Genomic DNA, 14,446 nt, shown 5'->3' with positions numbered 1-14,446 from the left:
ACCTTCGTGAGAGGTATTTCGGTAATTGAGCCGCATTGGACGCTTTTGGCGTCACTGTTCCAACGCAAGGACGGGCCGTGATGTTCCCTAGTCAGGCGAGGGCGGGCGTGGCGTACCGCACAGGCGTGAGCCTGTCCAGCGAAACCAGCCGGTAGGTGGTGATCGTCTCGGCGCAAGCCGTACCACACGGCGCTGTGAACGCCGATGGCTCAACCACAACCTGGAACCGGACGTCTCCGCAGCGCACGACTGCTTCGGTGACGTCGCCGTCCGACCTGGAGGATTCCACGGCCACTGCGCCGACGGAGCACTCTCCCGTATGGGCTCGGGCAAAATGCTCGACGGCTTGCAATGGCTCAGGGATGCCTGCGCGCCCCCGGAGACGGTCGAGAATGACCTCGCCCGACCGGTACGCGTTAGCCGCTGCCAGTGCAGCAGCCTGAGACATGCTGCCGTAGAAAATTCCGTGTGGCAAGCACACGAGGTTGGCGGCGTAGCGATCGCCGCCAACGTGTGACGTTTCCCACACTCTGTCCGGCAAAGATTCGGCCAGCGACCGAGCGAGGGGTAGTCCAATGCGGGCGCAGCACGCATTGCGCTTGGCGTGCGTGCAGACCAGAAATACCGGCTCGTCTTCAAGTATGCAGGACTCCGGGAGCACTCCGGCCACGAAGGCGTCCAGGTCAAGATCGTCCGGACCTGCGACGACGCCACTGGCCAACCAGGGGCGGTCGCCCGCCGCGTAGGCCAATAGCACACGGATGCCCTGGTCCCGCTGGCGGGTTCGCCTGCCCGGACGCCGGATGAGCTGGGGCCTGATACCGCGTTCGAGCGCTCCGCGCACGAGTTCGGAGATTTCTTCAGGAAGTTGCAAGTTTTCCAGGTGGGACGGCCACGGGCCGGCGTACTCGACGAGCAGCCAGAGCCGGGCTCCCACGGTGGCGCTGGCCAGGGTGGGCATGGCTCCCGTGTGGCAGCCCGCCGGATGCTCGCATCCCCTCGCCAACGCCTCCCCCTTCCCGAAGAATTAGGTAAGGATAACCTAACGCATCGGCGGGTTTGGGGCCGGGGTCACCCGATCCCGAGCACGTCGCGTGTCGGGGGCAGCGCCCGGTCGCGGTCGGCGGCGACCAGGCCGATCCTGGTCCTGCGGTCCAGCAGGTCGGCCTCGTCGAGCGCCCCCTCGTGCCGGACCGACCAGAGCAGGTCGCCCTTGGTCAGGCCGAGCCCGACCTCCTCGGGGTGCGCCTTGACCAGCTCGTACGCCGCCGCGGCCTCGCTGCCGTACCGCTCGGCCAGCCGGGGCGGCACGCCGTCCGGCTGGGGGCTCGCGCCGACCAGGGGGATCTGCCCCGTCCGGCTCGGTCCGGCGCTGAGGTCTTTGAGGGAGATCGCCCGGTCGACGGCGTCCTCGGCCATGCGCCGGTACGTCGTGAGCTTGCCCCCGACGACCGTGACCACGCCGCCGTCCGACAGGACCGCGTGCCGGCGCGAGAGGTCGGCCGTGCGGCCGTCGGCGGCCAGGAGCGGCCTCAGGCCCGCGTACGCGCCCGCGACCGCCTCAGGGGTCACTGGAGTCTCCAGAATGCCGTTCAGCACCTCCAGGAGCGCCGTGACGTCCTCGGCGGGCACCTCGGGGACGTCGGGCACCGGCCCGTCCACCGGCTCGTCGGTCAGCCCGACGTAGACGCGGCCGTCGCCCTGGGGGAGTACGAGCGCGAATCGGTTGCTCTCTCCGGGAATGGGCACGTGCATGCCGGCGATCAGCCCCGGCAGCGTCCCGGCGTCCAGCACCAGGTGGCTGCCCCGGGACGGCCGCAGCCGCACCGCCGGGTCGAGCTGCCCCGCCCACACGCCGGTCGCGTTGACCACCGCCCTGGCCCGGATGGTGAACCGCTCGCCGGTCAGCTCGTCGCGCACCTCGGCGCCCTCGTCCGTGAGCCGCAGGGCGCGGCAGCGGGTCAGGACGCGGGCGCCGTGACCGGCGGCGGTCCTGGCCAGCGCCACGACCAGGCGGGCGTCGTCGAGCAGCCGGCCGTCCCACGACAGCAGGCCGCCGCGCAGGCCGTCGCGGGCCAGGACCGGCGCGAGCGTGTGGGCGCGCGCCGCGCCGAGCCGCGTGGGGCCGGGCAGCAGGCGGCGCGGCGTGCGCGCGGCGGTCCGCAGCCCGTCGCCGAGCCGGTAGCCGGTCATCACCAGGGCGGCCTGGCGCGGGGAGACCGCCGGCGTCAGCGGCAGCAGGTACGGATGGGCCTTGACCAGGTGCGGGGCCGTCGTCCTGAGCAGGATGCCGCGCTCGACCGCGCTCTCGTAGGCCACGTCCACCTGGCCCTTGGCCAGGTAGCGCAGCCCGCCGTGGACCATCTTGGAGCTCCACCTCGACGTGCCGAAAGCCAGGTCGTGCGCGTCGATCGCCGCTACGCTCAGCCCGCGGGAGGCGGCGTCGAGGGCCGCGCCGGCTCCCGTCGCGCCGAGCCCCACCACCAGCACGTCCAGCCGCTCGGCGGCGACCACGCCCAGTTCGTACGACCTTCTGCGGGCGTTCAGCGAGCTATCCAAGGTAGGCCTCCAGCAGGGCGGCGAGTTCGGCGTCCAGGTCGTCGAGCGTCACGGGGTCGAGCATCGTGGGGGCCGACAGCAGGAACGACTGGGCGACCAGCAGCACGGCCCGCGCCCTGGCCGGCCCGCCGACGGCCGGCTCCAGCAGGGCCAGCACCGCCTCGTGGCTCGCTCCCCGCCGGTCCAGCAGATAGGGCAGCAGCAGCTCGGGGTCCGCCTCCACGATCTTGCGCCACAGCGGGTGCCCGCGCAGCCCGCGCACGCCCGCCACGATCGCGGGCACCGGATCGGCCAGGTCGAGCCCCGACACGACCGCGACCCACTCCCGCGTCATCAGGTCGGCGACCAGCGAGCGCACGTCCGGCCAGCGGCGGTAGATCGTCATCCGCGACACGCCCGCCCGCCTGGCCACGTCCGTGAGCGTGGTCCTGCGCACGCCGTAGGCCAGCACGCACGCGCGGGCCGCGTCCAGTACACCCTCGTTGTGACGGTTCGACGTCATGTGTCACAGTGTATGCGTGACCGGTGAACCCATGCTGTGGTGTGGCTGGGGCGACCCCGCCAAGGCCCGCGAGCTGCCCGAACAGATCCGCAAGCTGCTGCACGACCTGCTCGGCGTGCGCGCGCCCGACAGTCCGGCCGCCGCCATCGACGAGGTCCGGCTGCCGCCGGTCGCGCTGCCCGAGCCGGTGCTGGCCGCGCTCGCGGCCGTCACCGGGCCCGCCCACGTGCTGACCTCCCACGAGGCCAGGCTGCGGCACACGCGCGGCAAGTCCACGCCCGACCTGCTGCGGATGCGCGCGGGAGACGGCTCCGACGCCCCCGACGCGGTCGTGCTGCCCGGCTCGCACGAGGAGGTGGCGGAGCTGCTGCGGCTGTGCGCGGCCGAGCGGGTCGCGGTCGTGCCGTTCGGCGGCGGCACCTCCGTCGTCGGCGGGCTGGTGGCCGCGCGGGCCGGCTTCACCGGCGTGATCGCGCTCGACCTGGGCAGGCTCGACCGGCTGCGCTCGGTCGACGCCGAGTCGATGGTGGCCGACTTCGAGCCGGGCGTGCGCGCCCCCGAGGCCGAGCGGCTGCTCGCCGAGCACGGCCTCACGCTGGGGCACTTCCCCCAGTCCTTCGAGTACGCCACGCTCGGCGGCTTCGCCGCGGCCCGCTCCAGCGGCCAGGCCTCGGCCGGGTACGGGCGCTTCGACGACATGGTCGTCGGCCTCACCCTGGCCACGCCGTCCGGGACGCTGGAGCTGGGCCGCGCGCCCAAGTCCGCGGCCGGGCCCGACCTGCGCCAGCTCGTCCTGGGCTCGGAGGGGGCCTTCGGCGTCATCACGTCGCTGCGCCTGCGGGTGCGCAGGCGGCCGGCCGAACGCCGCTACGAGGGCTGGCGGTTCGAGTCGTTCGGAGCGGGGACGGCCGCCGTGCGGGCACTCGCCCAGGAAGGCCCGCTTCCCACCGTGCTGCGGCTCTCCGACGAGACCGAGACCATGATCGGCCTGGCCCGGCCGGACGCGATCGGCGGCGGCGGCTCCGGCTGCCTGGTGATCCTCGGCGTCGAGGGCGACTGGATCGGCCACCGGCACGCCGCGGCGGCCGCGGTCCTGGCCCGGCACGGCGGCGAGCCGCTGGGGCCCGAGCCCGGCCAGGCGTGGGAGCACGGCCGCTTCTCCGCGCCCTACCTGCGCGACTCGCTGCTCGGCGCGGGCGCCACCGTGGAGACCCTGGAGACGGCCGGCTTCTGGTCGAACCTGCCGCGCCTGTACGACGCCGTCCGGCTGGCGCTGCTCGGCGCGCTCGGCTCGCCGCTGGTCATGTGCCACGTCTCGCACGTGTACGAGACCGGCGCCTCGCTGTACTTCACCGTCGTGACCCCGCAGCAGGGCGACCCGGTCGAGCAGTGGCAGCGGGCCAAGGAGGCGGTGAACGCGGCGATCGTCGAGGCCGGCGGGACGATCTCGCACCACCACGGGGTGGGCCGCGACCACCGGGACGCCTACGGCGCGGAGCTGGGCCCGCTGGGCGTGGGCGTGCTCCAGGCCGTCAAGGAGCGGCTGGATCCGGCCGGGATCCTCAACCCGGGGGTGCTCGTCCCTCAGTCGCCGCCGGGGATCTGATCGGCCTCCGCCAGCGTCTCGGCGGCGTCGCTGTAGCGGTGGAGGGCCTCGTACGCCTCGGCCAGCCGGTAGAGGGAGACCGCGAGGTGGCCGCCGCCGAGCCCGCGGCTGAGCGCCACCGCCTCCTGCGCCATGGGCAGCGCCTCGGTGGCGCGGGAGCGGTCGAGCAGCAGCCTGGCCGTGGTGCGCAGGCAGTGGGCCAGCAGGCCGGTGTGCTCGGCGGGGGAGCGGGCGGCCAGCGCCCGGCTCTGGGCGACGGCTTCCAGCGCCCGGTCGACGCCCCGGCCGCCCCGCCGGGGGAGGGTGAGGGCGTAGGCGAGTAACGCCTGCACGGCCGCCGCGTCGGGGCTGCCCATCCGGGTCGCGTCGTCCGGGCCGTTCCGGTTCATGGCAGCCCACCTCCGCGTCCCAAGGGCTTGCTTGGGGACGTGAGGTTACACCATGCCGCACCATCTGTGTTTCCGGGAGTACGGAGCGTGGAGTGTGCGCGAATGGTGGATGCCGGTAAAGATGTGGTCATGGTGGAAGTCGCGGCCGAGCGCGGGAAGCAGCATTCGTCACGGGTGTCGGAGGCGGGGGCCGGCTGGTCCTGTGCGCAACCGGGGACGTTCGCCCAGCTCAGACCGGACAAGGGCGGATTCACCTGGCTGAATTTAGGCACGCTCTGGTTGTCCAGGAACGAGATCCTGGCGAGCTTGTTCGGCGACCCTTCGGGGGAGGTGCGGAAACGGTGGATCGCGGCTCAGGAAGCCCGCGGGATAGATCCGGAATTTCGCATCAAGCCCGGCGTCGGGGGAAATTTCAATTTCCTCATTCTGGGCGACACGGGCGAGGGCGACGCCTCCCAGTACGCCGTCGTCCCCGGGATGCTGAGGCTCGGGCAGGACACCTCGTTCGCGGTCATCGCCAGCGACGTCATCTACCCGACGGGGTCGGGCAACGAGTACGGGGACAAGTTCTTCCGCCCGTACAAGGACTACGACGCGCCGATCTACGCGATCCCCGGCAACCACGACTGGTACGACGGGCTCGGCGGCTTCATGCGGGTCTTCTGCGACGCCCCGCCGCTCAAGCCGAAGCCGGACCGCGGGCTGCGCGGGCTGCTTTGGCGCAGGCCGGAGACGATCGACGAGGGCAGGCTGGCCGAGGCGCGCAGGCTCCGGGGGCGGCCGGCCCAGCAGGCCGCGCAGCCGGCGCCGTACTGGGCGATCGAGAGCGACAGCCTGCTGATCGTGGGCGTGGACACCGGCATCAAGAACGTGATCGACAAGGCCCAGACGGCCTGGCTGCGCCGCGTCTCGCTCGACCCGCGGCCGAAGATCCTGGTGACCGGGAAGCCCATCTACACCGGCAACGTCCACAAGCCGTCACCGCTGGAGGAAGGCGGCACGATCGATGACATCGTGCGCGACCCGGCCCACCGGTACGTCGCGGCCATCGGCGGAGACGTGCACAACTACCAGCGCTATCCGGTCAAGGTGGGCGACCGGGTGATCCAGTACATCGTGACCGGCGGCGGCGGCGCCTTCATGCACGCCACCCACATCATCGGCAGGGTGGACGTCGCCGGCGTGGCCGAGGACGACTTCAAGTGCTACCCGCTGCGCGGCGACTCGCTGTCCTTCTACAGCCAGCTCTACGCCCGCCGCCTGCGGATGAAGTGGCTCTGCCTCACCCCCGACGAGGCGGTGTGCATCATGTCCAGCCAGATCGGCAACCGCCCGGCCCGGCCGGTCGAGGGCGCGGTCACGGTCACCCGGCGGATGCGCTGGGCGGCGCGGCTGCTCGGGGCCTGGCCGTGGCCGTTCCGGCTGCCGGTGGACAAGGTGTTCCACCGCTTCCTGTCGGAGCTGTCCGACTGGGACCAGCCGCCGTTCTTCAAGCAGTTCCTGCACGCGTCGGTCACCCCCGGCCGGCTGACCCTGCGCTGCTTCGCCGCCACCGGCTGCCTGGAGCAGGAGCTCCGGCCGCCGCTGGAGGACGAGGTGCACATCGATTTGTCGTAGTCGTTTGGCACCCTTATGTGCGTGTATGTCGTGGTAGCGGGGGAGACGGTGCTCCCCGTCGGAGGAACGGCCCGGCGCGCGGCCGATCCGGCGTCCGCGGTGCGGGAGCTGGAGGCCGGGGGCGGGCCGCGGTGGGTCTGGGCCGACACGCGGGAGACGTACCCGCCGCTGCTGGAGCAGGGCGTGCGCGTCGCGCGCTGCCACGACCTCGCGCTCACCGAGGGGCTGCTGCTCGCCCACGAGGGCCGCTACGGCGAGCCGCGCTCGGCGCGGGCCGCCCACGCCCGGCTGCACGGCCTGCCGGTGCCCGACGACCAGCCGAGCGTGCCCGGCACGCTGTTCGCGCCGGAGCCGCTGGGGGCCGAGGCGGTGGCCGAGGTGCTGGCCGACCAGCTCCGCCGGATCGAGGAGCTGCCCGAGCCGGGCCGCTTCCGGCTGCTGGTCGCCGCCGAGTCCGCGGGCGCGCTGGTCGCGGCCGAGATGTCGCACGAGGGCATGCCCTGGCGCCGGGACGTGCACGACGCGCTGCTCACGGACATGCTCGGCCCGCGGCCCGTGCACGGCATGCGCCCGGTCAAGCTCCAGGCGCTGGCCGACGAGGTGGCGGCGGCCTTCGAGCGCCCGGTCAACCCCGACTCGGTGCAGCAGCTGGTCAAGGCGTTCAAGGGCGCGGGGGTGGCGCTGAAGACGACCCGGTCGTGGGAGCTGAAGAAGATCGACCATCCCGCCGTCGCGCCGCTGCTGGCCTACAAGGAGCTGGCCCGGCTCTACAGCTTCCACGGCTGGGTCTGGGCCGACCAGTGGGTGCGCGGCGGGCGCTTCCGCCCCGAGTACGTCGTCGGCGGCGTGGTGTCCGGCCGGTGGGCGACCAGCGGCGGCGGCGCGCTGCAGATCCCCAAGGTGATGCGCCGGGTCGTGGTGGCCGACGAGGGATGGACGCTGGTCGTCGCCGACGCGGCCCAGCTGGAGCCGCGGGTGCTGGCCGCGATGGCCGGCGACGGCGGGCTGGCCAGGGCGGCGGGGGAGATCGACCTGTACTCGGCGCTGGCGCAGTCGTTCGGCGGCGAGCGCGACAACGCCAAGATCGCGATGCTGTCCGCCATGTACGGCGGCACCAGCGGCGACGCCTCCAAGCTGCTGGCCGTCATGCGTCAGCGCTTCCCCAAGGCGTACCAGTTCGTGGAGGACGCGGCCAAGGCCGGGGAGGAGGGCCGGCTGGTGCGGTCGTGGCTCGGGCGGACCAGCCCGCCGCCGTCCGGGCGGTGGAAGGAGCTGGTGTCCGGCCCGGAGGGCGGCCGGGCGGCCCGCGACCGGGGCAGGTTCACCAGGAACTTCGTGGTGCAGGGCACGGCCGCCGAATGGGCGCTGGCGTTGCTGGCGGTGCTGCGCGGGCTGCTGCCCGAGCCCGCCAGGCTGGTGTTCTTCCAGCACGACGAGGTCATGGTGCACTGCCCGCTGGAGCAGGCGCAGGAGGTCGGCGCGGCGGTGACGGCGGCGGCGGCCGAGGCGAGCAGGCTGCTGTTCGGCTCGACCCCCGTGCGCTTCCCGATGGAGACGGTCGCCGTGGGGTGCTACGCCGACGCGAAGTGAGCGTTCAGGCCGCGACGGCGCGGTCTCGGTACCGGGCCGAGACCAGCCAGAGCCCGGCCAGGGTGACCATGACGCCGACGACCAGGCCGAGCACGCCGTAGGACAGGATGCCGACGATGGCGCCCGCGATGATCGTCCCGGTGGCGCCGCAGACGTTCATCAGCAGGTCCGACAGGCCCTGCACGGCGGGCCGGCGGTCGATCGGCACCGACTCGGTGACCAGCGCCGACCCGGCGACCAGCCCGCACGACCAGCCGAGCCCGAGCACGACCAGGGCCGTCGTCACCTGCCACACCCGGTGCCCCGCCGTGCCCGCCAGGACGGCGGCGGCCAGCAGCAGCGCCGAGCCGAGCACCAGCACCGGCACCTTGCCCGCCCGGTCGGCCAGCCAGCCCACGACCGGCGAGAACATGTACATGCCGGCGATGTGCAGGCTGATCACCAGGCCGATGACGTTCAGGTTCGAGCCGTCGTGGTGGAGCTTGACGGGGGTCATCGACATGATCGAGACCATCGCGGTGTGGGCCACCGCGATCATGACGAGCGCGCGGCGGGCCATGGGGGTCTCGCGCAGCGTGCGCAGGCCCGTCCTGATCGTGCGCTGGCGGCCGGGGCCGGGCTCGGGGGCGCCGTCCAGCTCGCGGGCCAGCTTGAGCGGGTCCGGGCGCAGGCCGCCGATGATGATCACCAGCGCCACGGCGAACGCCAGCGCGGCGAACGCGAACGGCCCCGCCTTGGCCGCCAGCCCGGCCCCGATCCCCATCCGGTCGGCGGGCTCGGCCAGGTTGGGCCCGGCGACCGAGCCGACGGTCGAGGCCCACACCACCAGCGACAGGTGCCGGGCCGAGTGGCCCTGCGGCGACAGGTCGGTGGCCGAGTAGCGGGCCGCCAGGCTGCCCGCGCTGCCGCCGCCGACCAGCACCAGCCCGGCCAGCAGCAGCGGCCAGTTGCCCAGGCTGATCGCGGCCACCGAGATCGCGCAGCCCGCCAGCGCGGCCAGGTAGGCCAGCGACAGGCCCGCCCGGCGGCCTCCCAGGCTCGACAGCCGCGCGGTCGGCAGCGCGAGCAGCGCCGCCCCGAGCACGGTCGCGGTTCCGGCGAACCCGCTGATCACGGTCGAGCCGGACAGCTCGTCCACGACCACCGAGCTGAGCGCCAGCCCGACGGCCACCCCCACGCCGCCCACGATCTGCGCGGCGGACAGGACGAGCAAGGTTCGACGCTGGACGCTGACGAGGTCAGGCAGGGAGACGGGGGTTTTCGTGGGGGCGCTGGTCACCTGTGAAGTCTCGCATAGCCCCCGACATCCCCCCAAAGAGGACAGGCATCCATTTCTATTGGGAAAGGTGCCTTTTTTAGAGGATGGTGACGGAATCCCCCACGGTGATCGTGCCGGGGGCGTCCGGGATCAGGTTGATGCCGAACCAGACCTTGCCGTCCCACTTGCGGTGGCGGGACAGCGTCCTGATGGGCTCCTTGCCCTTGGTGTAGGTCGCGGTGTCGATCGTGGTCAGCACGCAGCGGTCGCAGCCCTTGGTCACCCGGAAGGCGACCCCGCCGATGCGCAGCCGCTTCCACTCGTCCTCGGCGAACGGCCGCTCCACCCCGTCGATCACCACGCTGGGCCGGAAGCGGTGCATGGGCAGCGGCGCGGGGACCTCCTCGCCGCGTTCGGCCGCCGTCTCGGCGATCCAGTCGTTGAGCCGGTCGAGGGAGGCGGTCGTGGTCAGCAGCAGCGGGTAGCCGTCGGCCAGGCTCACCCGGTCGCCGGGCAGGCCGTACTCGGGGTTGACCGGACGGCGGGTCGGGTCGTCGAGCCAGGCCAGCCGCGCCGGGCGGCCGATCAGCTCCGACAGCCAGCGTGCCGCGTCGTCGCCGCAGTCGGTGAGCTCGACCGGCGTGCGCCAGACGTCCACGACGGTCCTGGTGGTGGTGGGGGTGACCCGCAGCGGGGGCGCGTGCGGGCCGGTCAGCGTGAGGACGTCGCCGTCGAGCTGCGCCACGCAGCTCAGCAGCAAGGGGTGCTCGCGGGCGGTCAGCTGGCCGCCCTGGCCGTCGGTCACCAGGTAACGCCGGTCGCCGGCCAGCCCCCACGGCTGCACCTCGGCCTCATGGACGTCATGCCCGGCGGTGGACTTGACGGGATAGAAGTGGATGCTCGCCAGTTCCATGGCCAGGACCGTACCTCACGCCCTCGGGACGGCTTCGGCCCGGTGGGCCGTGGCGACCGGCTCCCGCCCCGGACGGGCGGACAGGGCCACCACGCCCAGGGCCGCCACGCCGAGCACGGCGCCGATCCAGCCGACGGACGGGTATCCGGCGCCCGCCCCGATGGCCAGCCCGCCGAGCCACGGGCCGACGGTGATGCCGACGTTGAAGGCGCAGACGTTCATCGCGGCGGCCATCGTGGGGGCGTTCTTGGCCAGGGTGAAGACGCGGGTGTTCAGCGTCGGGTTGGTGGCGAAGCCGAACCCGCCGAGCAGCAGGACCAGCGGCACGGCCAGCACCGCGACCGGCGCGGCGAGCGCCAGCAGGACCGAGGTCACGACCAGCCCGGCGATGCCCGCGTACAGGGTCGGGAAGGGGCGCGCGTCGGCGGTGCGCCCGCCGATCGTGATGCCGATCACCGCGCCGACCCCGTACAGCGCCAGGACGGCGGGCACCCAGGCGGCCCGCATGCCGGTCGTGTCCACGAGCATCGCGCTCAGGTAGCTGAAGGAGACCAGCAGGGCGCCGGTCGCCAGGGCGGTGGTGGCGAAGGCGAGCCACAGGCGCGGGCTCAGCATCGAGCGGAGCTGCTCGGCGACGCCCGGCGCGGCCTCCCGCTCGGGCCGGCCGCCGGGGATCGTGGCCAGCACGCCCACGGCCGCCAGCGCCGACAGCGCGGCCACGGCCCAGAACGCGGCGCGCCAGCCGAGGTGCTGGCCGATGACCGTGCCGAGGGACAGCCCGACGACGGTGGCCACGGTCAGCCCGCCCGCCACGATGCTCATCGCCTTCCCCCTGGCGTTCGGCGGCACCAGGCCCACCGCCGTGGACGCCGCGACCGCCCAGAACCCGGCGTAGACGAAGGCGCCCGCCACGCGGGTGGCGAACAGCAGGCCGTAGCTGGTGGTCAGGGCCCCGGCGACGTGGGTCAGCGCGAAGACCGCCATGAACGTCAGCAGCGCGGTCCGGCGCGGCCAGCGCATCGTCACGACGGCCAGGACCGGCGCTCCTGCCAGCATCCCGATCGCGAACGCCGAGATCAGCAGCCCCGCGTCGGGGACGGACACGCCCAGGTCGGCGGCCATCTCCGGCAGCAGTCCCGCCAGCATGAGCTCCGAGGTGCCCTGGGCGAAGATCGCCAGCCCCAGGATGAACACGGCCAATGGCATGAGAACTCCTCCAGTTTTAGAACGCTCAGTACAAAATTCGGACACGAAAAAAAAGGGGGGCCGGGAAGGGTCAGAAAGCGGTCAGCGCCGTCGTCGCGATGGATGCGAGCGCCGCCCGGCCCGCCCCGCCCCGGGCCGCGACGCGCAGGCCGCTGACCGTGGCCACGACGAAGTGCGCGAGCGCCAGGGCGTCCTTGTCCGCGCCGATCTCGCCGAGGGCCTGCCCGCGCTCGATCGCGCCCCGCAGCGCCTCCACCCGCCGCTCGCCGTCGCGGCGCAGCAGGACGGCGATCTCCGCATCGTGCGGAGCCAGCTCCACCAGGGCGTTGACCACCAGGCAGCCGGCCGGGTCGCCGGCCTCGGGGTCGACCGCCTGCCACAGCACGGTCCGGATCTTCTCCATGGCGGGCAGGCCGGAGGCCATGAGCTCGATCAGCGCGGACGTGCGCTCCTCCTGGTAGCGGCGCAGGGCCCGCTCGTAGAGGTCGCGCTTGCTCGCGAAGGTGTTGTAGATGCTGCTGCGGCCGAGGCCGGTGGCCTGGCACAGGTCCTGGGTCGAGGTGCCTTCGTAACCCGCGTCCCAGAACGCGCGCATGGCGGCCTCGACGGCGCGGTCCTCCTCGAACGTCCGTGGTCGTGCCATGACGAGCACGCTAGCATGTTTTGGAATGATCAGTGCAATATGGGTCAGGTGGTCTGGCGGAAGGTGTCCAGGAACGTCTTGCGGGCCCCGGCCTGGTCGTCCCACTTCAGCTCGGGCATGTCGAACGAGATCGTGAAGGCGGTCTTGTCGTCGAGCGTGACGTACCGGGTCAGGGCGTGCATCGGGACGCCGTCCTTGGAGGTGTAGGTGTACTCCCAGTCGGCGGCCTTCCAGCCCCGGTAGTCGGTGGCCTGGAGCTGCACCTGGATGTAGCCCTCCACGCCGCCGTCGGCCTCGCGCCGGCTCAGCTCGGCCAGGGCGTCGGCCTGCGGGGCGGCCTGCTCGACGACGATCCGGGTGCCGGAGTCCTTGGGGCCGGTGAAGGTGGCCGCGTCGCCCGAGGCGGCCAGCTTCCAGCCGTCCGGGACCGCCGCCGCGAAGCCGGGCGGGGTGTGCTCCTTGTAGCCGTCGGGCACCGGCGACGGCCCGCTCTTCCGCGGCGCCTGGCTGGTGGCGGCGGCCGACTGCGTGCCGGGCGAGACCTGCGGCGCGCCGCCGGACAGGATGACCACGATCGCGCCGATCACCACGGCCACGCCCGCGACCGCGCCGGCGATCAGCAACGGCGTGGGCCGGCCGCCGCGCATCCAGGGCCCGTCGCCCTCCTGGACCCTGCGGCGGCTCGTGCCCGCCCGCGAGGGGCCGTTGCGGGAGGGGCCGGTCCGGGTGGAGCCGGTGCCGGACGGGCCGGTGCGCGCCCCGGCGCCGGAGCCGGGCAGGGTCGCCAGACGGCTGTGGCTGATGTCGTGCGACAGGTCGCGCGAGTGCTCGCGCAGCTCGTCGGCCGAGGCCAGCGGCCACGGGGCCGGGACGGCGGCCGCCCTGCTGTCCGTGGTCAGCGGCAGGATCGGCTGCGGCGCGGGCGGGGCGGGGGCGCCGAGGTCGTCGAGGTCGTCGAGGTCCGCGGCGGGCGGTTCCATCCGGTGCGGGCCGGACGGGCCGCCGAAGGCGTCGAAGCCGTCGGCCGGGGACGGGAGCCGCTCGGTGCGATGGCTGCCCGACGGGCTCGACAGGCCGTCGTAGGGCGGCATCGCGTACCCGCCTGCCGGGCCGGCCAGCGGGTCGTACGGCACCCGCACCGGCCCGGACGGGGTCTCCACGATGCGCGACGGCATGGGCCCGGACGGGTGCTCCAGCGGCGGCAGCATCCCGAGCGGCGTCTGCTCCGACTCGGCCGGCAGCGTCTCGGGCGGGCGCGGACGGGCCGAGCCGTGCGCGCGCAGCACCGCTTCCAGCAGGTCGGCGACCTGCTCCGCGGTGAGCCGCTCGGCCGGGTTCTTGCGCAGCAGGCCCTCGATCACCGGCAGCAGCGCCCCGGCCCGCTGCGGCCTGATCGGCTCCTGGGTGAGCACCGCGCCCAGCACCGCGATCGCGTCCGGCCCCTCGTACGGCGGCCGCCCCTCCACGGCCGCGTACAGGGTCGCGCCGAAGGACCACAGGTCGGCCGCCTGCCCGATCGGCTGCCCGGACAGCCGCTCCGGCGGCACGTACGCGGGCGAGCCCATGAGCAGCCCGGTCTGCGTGATGGTCACGTCGCCCTCGATGGCGGCGATGCCGAAGTCGGTCAGCACCACGCGGTCGGAGGTCAGCAGGACGTTGCCCGGCTTGATGTCGCGGTGCAGGATGCCGGCGGCGTGCGCGTGCCGGAGCGCGTCGAGCACGCGGATGCCGATCTCGGCGGCCTGGATCACCGGCAGCGGGCCGCTCTGCCGCACGGCCTGCTCCAGCGACCAGGCGCGGACCAGCTCCATCACGATCCACGGCCGGCCGTCCTCCTCGACGACGTCGTGGACGGTGACGATGCCCGGATGCGTCAGCCGGGCCGCCGACCTGGCCTCGCGCAGCATGCGCCGGTGGGCCATCTGCTTGCCCGCCTGATCCAGCCCGTACGGCAGGATCAGCTCCTTGACCGCGACGTCCCGGTCGAGCAGCACGTCGTGGGCGTGCCACACCATCCCCATGCCGCCCCTGCCGACCGGCGACATCAGCCGGTAACGCCTGCCGACCAGACGCCCCTGGCTCTGCGGGTCACCCCCCGGCGCACCCTGGTCCGGGCCGGGCCCGCCGAGCAAGCGGTCGGCTGCCATCTTGCCGCCCCCATTC

The 14,446-nt window shown here is 73.5% G+C and carries 12 protein-coding genes; 3 read left to right on the top strand and 9 right to left on the bottom strand.

Features of this window, described 5'->3' with window-relative positions; genetic code table 11:
* Positions 1-91: 91 nt before the first annotated feature.
* The 3 genes from ACIBST_RS29280 to ACIBST_RS29270 all read right to left on the bottom strand — a co-directional run bounded on the left by ACIBST_RS29280 (position 92) and on the right by ACIBST_RS29270 (position 3,061).
* Positions 92-961 carry a sucrase ferredoxin gene (locus ACIBST_RS29280; protein ID WP_397176281.1) on the bottom strand — a complete coding sequence of 290 codons (870 nt, stop codon included), beginning with the start codon at positions 959-961 and terminating at the stop codon, positions 92-94.
* 110 nt (positions 962-1,071) lie between these two features.
* Entirely contained in the window at positions 1,072-2,559 is a 1,488-nt protein-coding gene (locus ACIBST_RS29275; protein WP_397176279.1) for a glycerol-3-phosphate dehydrogenase/oxidase, read from the bottom strand.
* Positions 2,552-3,061, bottom strand: a complete 510-nt coding sequence (locus ACIBST_RS29270) for a TetR/AcrR family transcriptional regulator (RefSeq protein ID WP_397176278.1) — start codon at positions 3,059-3,061, stop codon at positions 2,552-2,554. Before ACIBST_RS29270 ends, ACIBST_RS29275 begins: the two co-directional genes overlap by 8 nt.
* 31 nt (positions 3,062-3,092) lie before the next feature.
* On the opposite strand from ACIBST_RS29270, the gene ACIBST_RS29265 reads away from it, so the two are divergent.
* A complete protein-coding gene (locus ACIBST_RS29265) occupies positions 3,093-4,667 on the top strand; it encodes an FAD-binding oxidoreductase (RefSeq protein ID WP_397176602.1) in 1,575 nt (524 codons plus the stop codon).
* On the opposite strand, the gene ACIBST_RS29260 is transcribed toward ACIBST_RS29265, so the two are convergent.
* The gene (locus ACIBST_RS29260; RefSeq protein WP_397176276.1) at positions 4,646-5,056 is read right to left on the bottom strand and encodes a hypothetical protein; all 411 of its coding nucleotides are present in this window, start codon (positions 5,054-5,056) and stop codon (positions 4,646-4,648) included. The two genes, ACIBST_RS29265 and ACIBST_RS29260, sit on opposite strands and share 22 nt — an antisense overlap.
* Before the next feature lie 129 nt (positions 5,057-5,185).
* Between ACIBST_RS29260 and ACIBST_RS29255 the strand changes: the two genes are divergently transcribed.
* Both ACIBST_RS29255 and ACIBST_RS29250 read left to right on the top strand, forming a co-directional pair.
* Entirely contained in the window at positions 5,186-6,673 is a 1,488-nt protein-coding gene (locus ACIBST_RS29255) for a metallophosphoesterase family protein (RefSeq protein WP_397176274.1), read from the top strand.
* Positions 6,674-6,688: 15 nt separating this feature from the next.
* Positions 6,689-8,263 carry a bifunctional 3'-5' exonuclease/DNA polymerase gene (locus tag ACIBST_RS29250; RefSeq protein ID WP_397176272.1) on the top strand — a complete coding sequence of 525 codons (1,575 nt, stop codon included), beginning with the start codon at positions 6,689-6,691 and terminating at the stop codon, positions 8,261-8,263.
* A gap of 4 nt (positions 8,264-8,267) precedes the next feature.
* Here ACIBST_RS29250 and ACIBST_RS29245 read toward each other — a convergent pair whose 3' ends face one another.
* The 5 genes from ACIBST_RS29245 to ACIBST_RS29225 all read right to left on the bottom strand — a co-directional run bounded on the left by ACIBST_RS29245 (position 8,268) and on the right by ACIBST_RS29225 (position 14,430).
* Complete coding sequence (locus ACIBST_RS29245; RefSeq protein WP_397176271.1) at positions 8,268-9,476, bottom strand: MFS transporter; 1,209 nt, start codon at positions 9,474-9,476, stop codon at positions 8,268-8,270.
* Between the two features lie 142 nt (positions 9,477-9,618).
* Positions 9,619-10,434: an MOSC domain-containing protein gene (locus ACIBST_RS29240; RefSeq protein WP_397176269.1), complete on the bottom strand. Its 816-nt coding sequence runs from the start codon at positions 10,432-10,434 to the stop codon at positions 9,619-9,621.
* A gap of 15 nt (positions 10,435-10,449) precedes the next feature.
* A complete protein-coding gene (locus ACIBST_RS29235; protein WP_397176267.1) occupies positions 10,450-11,640 on the bottom strand; it encodes a Cmx/CmrA family chloramphenicol efflux MFS transporter in 1,191 nt (396 codons plus the stop codon).
* A 70-nt stretch (positions 11,641-11,710) separates the two neighbouring features.
* Entirely contained in the window at positions 11,711-12,283 is a 573-nt protein-coding gene (locus ACIBST_RS29230) for a TetR/AcrR family transcriptional regulator (protein ID WP_397176266.1), read from the bottom strand.
* A 44-nt stretch (positions 12,284-12,327) separates the two neighbouring features.
* Positions 12,328-14,430, bottom strand: coding sequence for a serine/threonine-protein kinase (locus tag ACIBST_RS29225; RefSeq protein ID WP_397176264.1), 2,103 nt, complete (start codon positions 14,428-14,430; stop codon positions 12,328-12,330).
* Positions 14,431-14,446: the final 16 nt, after the last annotated feature.

The sequence above is a fragment of the Nonomuraea sp. NPDC049684 genome, from assembly GCF_044465345.1.
In the GTDB taxonomy this organism is placed as follows: domain Bacteria; phylum Actinomycetota; class Actinomycetes; order Streptosporangiales; family Streptosporangiaceae; genus Nonomuraea.
Note: the sequence above shows the minus strand (reverse complement) of the source record. Positions and strands in the feature narration are given on the sequence as shown.

Bases quoted from the DNA above. Each gene is read 5' to 3' on its own strand.
- ACIBST_RS29250 (WP_397176272.1), top strand. From the start codon at position 6,689: ATGTGCGTGTATGTCGTGGTAGCGGGGGAGACGGTGCTCCCCGTCGGA.
- ACIBST_RS29270 (WP_397176278.1), bottom strand. From the start codon at position 3,061: ATGACGTCGAACCGTCACAACGAGGGTGTACTGGACGCGGCCCGCGCG.
- ACIBST_RS29230 (WP_397176266.1), bottom strand. From the start codon at position 12,283: ATGGCACGACCACGGACGTTCGAGGAGGACCGCGCCGTCGAGGCCGCC.
- ACIBST_RS29235 (WP_397176267.1), bottom strand. From the start codon at position 11,640: ATGCCATTGGCCGTGTTCATCCTGGGGCTGGCGATCTTCGCCCAGGGC.
- ACIBST_RS29225 (WP_397176264.1), bottom strand. From the start codon at position 14,430: ATGGCAGCCGACCGCTTGCTCGGCGGGCCCGGCCCGGACCAGGGTGCG.
- ACIBST_RS29280 (WP_397176281.1), bottom strand. From the start codon at position 961: ATGCCCACCCTGGCCAGCGCCACCGTGGGAGCCCGGCTCTGGCTGCTC.
- ACIBST_RS29240 (WP_397176269.1), bottom strand. From the start codon at position 10,434: ATGGAACTGGCGAGCATCCACTTCTATCCCGTCAAGTCCACCGCCGGG.
- ACIBST_RS29255 (WP_397176274.1), top strand. From the start codon at position 5,186: ATGGTGGAAGTCGCGGCCGAGCGCGGGAAGCAGCATTCGTCACGGGTG.
- ACIBST_RS29260 (WP_397176276.1), bottom strand. From the start codon at position 5,056: ATGAACCGGAACGGCCCGGACGACGCGACCCGGATGGGCAGCCCCGAC.
- ACIBST_RS29265 (WP_397176602.1), top strand. From the start codon at position 3,093: ATGCTGTGGTGTGGCTGGGGCGACCCCGCCAAGGCCCGCGAGCTGCCC.